The 2,380-nt window shown below is 42.5% G+C and carries 3 protein-coding genes; all 3 read left to right on the top strand.

What is annotated here, in order from left to right; genetic code table 11:
• The first annotated feature begins 310 nt into the window (after positions 1-310).
• The 3 genes from bioB to ARB69_RS25440 all read left to right on the top strand — a co-directional run bounded on the left by bioB (position 311) and on the right by ARB69_RS25440 (position 2,123).
• Positions 311-1,276: a biotin synthase BioB gene (gene bioB / locus ARB69_RS25450; protein WP_055155405.1), complete on the top strand. Its 966-nt coding sequence runs from the start codon at positions 311-313 to the stop codon at positions 1,274-1,276.
• Between the two features lie 177 nt (positions 1,277-1,453).
• A complete protein-coding gene (locus tag ARB69_RS25445) occupies positions 1,454-1,747 on the top strand; it encodes a nucleotidyltransferase family protein (RefSeq protein WP_055155404.1) in 294 nt (97 codons plus the stop codon).
• Positions 1,734-2,123 carry an HI0074 family nucleotidyltransferase substrate-binding subunit gene (locus ARB69_RS25440; RefSeq protein ID WP_050640642.1) on the top strand — a complete coding sequence of 130 codons (390 nt, stop codon included), beginning with the start codon at positions 1,734-1,736 and terminating at the stop codon, positions 2,121-2,123. Before ARB69_RS25445 ends, ARB69_RS25440 begins: the two co-directional genes overlap by 14 nt.
• Positions 2,124-2,380 lie beyond the last annotated feature (257 nt).

The following is a 2,380-nucleotide window of genomic DNA, read 5'->3' as shown; positions in this document are numbered from 1 at the left end:
CTGAACCCAGCGCGGGAAATCATCAGATTTCCCGTGATGTGTTCAGTGTACCCGCCTATCCGGCATCGGGTGTTCTAGAATCACTTAGCAACATGGGTGCATATCGCAACGGCATATACAGCCCCGGCGCCTTCCCGGCCTCCCTGTCATGAAGCGTCCCCATCCGTCGACAGGACTGAAGCCTGTCAACTTAATCCCGATTTAATAGAATTTATGATGATGAATGTAAACTAGTAATATGGAGAGGTTGACAATTGGAACTGGATTCTATAATATAGTAGTAAAAATGGTAACAAAGGGAGACAAATTGATGGGAAATTTACTGGATAGGATGAAGAGAAGAGTGCTTGCCGGCGATCTGCTTTTGAAGGAAGATGCTATGCAATTGGCGGAGCTGCCGCTGGAACCTTTATGTGAGGCTGCGGATGAGATCCGGGAGGTGTTTTGTGGAAAACGCTTTGATCTTTGTACCATTATTAATGGGAAAAATGGAAAGTGTTCGGAGGATTGTAAGTATTGTGCACAGTCAGCATTTTATTCCACAGAGGTTGAGAGCTACCCGCTTCTAAAGACGGATCAGCTGCTGGAACAGGCCAAGTACAATGCAGAGCGGGGCGTTATGAGATATTCGATTGTGACGTCAGGGAAAAGGCTGGATGACGGTGAAGTGGAGGCTGTGTGTAAAAGTATCCGCGCAATTCGGGAGAATGTGGATATCTCGGTTTGTGTATCTTTTGGGTTACTGGATGAGATGGCTTTTCGGAAAATTAAAGAGGCAGGTGCTTGCCGGGTACATAATAATTTGGAATCCTCCAGAAATTATTTCACGGAGGTCTGTACGACACACTCTTATGAAGAAAAGATTGAGACTGTTAAGGCTGCTAAGCGTGCCGGGCTTAGTGTCTGCAGCGGGGGAATTGTGGGGCTTGGAGAGACGATGGAAGACCGGATTGACCTGGCTTTAACGGTCAGGGATCTGGGGGTGCGTTCTATTCCGATTAATATGCTGAACCCGATTCCAGGCACCCCATATGAGAAGAATCCCCGGCTTACGATTGAGGATATGTGCAGGATAACGGCAGTTTTCCGGTTTCTTGTGCCGGATGCATTTATCCGGCTGGCTGGCGGCCGCGGATTGATGGCGGATAAAGGAAAACGGTGCTTTCAGTCAGGCGCCAATGCGGCTATTACAGGAGATATGCTGACGACAGCAGGGATAACCATAGAGCAGGATATGCGGATGCTGAAAGAACTGGGTTTTGAGGTGAAGTCCTAATTATAGTGAAATATTAAAAAATAAATGTCGAAAAAGAGAAACGGTCAGAAATAACTGGCGGTTTCTTTTTTACAAATGTATAGGGGGAATATGGTATAATTAAAATGTATTGCGAGCTAGAAATCAGCTTATCTGATTTCCTCTAGCGAGCGAAAGAATGGGTATAGGAGGAGTAATATGGATAGAACCGGAATTAGGCCCCAGGTAATCGAAGAGATTAAGACGCTGGCGGAAAAATATAAGATTAGCAAGGTGATATTATTTGGCTCGCGAGCACGCGGTGATTTTAAAAGGATAAGCGATATTGATTTGGCAGTGGAAGGGGGAGATTTTGAACGCTTTGCATTGGATGTAAACGAAGAAACATCGACACTGCTGGAATTTGATATTGTTGATTTAAGACAGGATATACAAGAGGAACTGAGAGACTCAATTAAAAAGGAGGGGAAAATACTTTATGAGAAAATATGATAATTTCTGCAGTGCACTGTTAAAACTGGAGGAAATTTATAATTATGAGGAACCGTTCGATAATGTTATATTGACAGGCTTGGTGGGATTATATGAAATTTGTTTTGAGCAGTCATGGAAGATGATGAAAGATATATTGGAATCCCACGGCTATGAGGAGGGAGCTACCGGCTCACCTAAGATAATTTTGAAAACAGCATATAAAGCCGGGATGATTAAAGACGAGGAACTATGGATTCGGGCGCTGCACGAAAGGAATAATGTATCGCACTCTTATAATAAAAGGGTTGCTCTTGAAATCATCACGCAGACAAAAGATTATTTTTATGAAATGTTCTGCAAATTGAAAAAGGAAGTTGAGGATAATTGGGTATAGGTTTAGGCGTAGAACTGCCCGTGCAGACAATGATTGCCTGTGCAGAGCTATAAGTGTAGACTATGCACGGATTCTGATCGTTTTTATTTATGATATGTACGAGATTTAATATATAGAATGTTAAAAAAATGTATGTTATGATATTGATAAACTTATAAAGAAGCACTGGTGCTAGAATATAAATAGTACAAGTCAAAATGAGAATTCCTAATCTAATATTTCATGGTACAATGTAGGTACCGCACTGAAGGAGGATC

The organism is Faecalicatena contorta (genome assembly GCF_001404335.1).
Lineage (GTDB): Bacteria > Bacillota > Clostridia > Lachnospirales > Lachnospiraceae > Faecalicatena > Faecalicatena contortus_B.
This window is presented reverse-complemented; position numbering and strand designations above follow the sequence as displayed.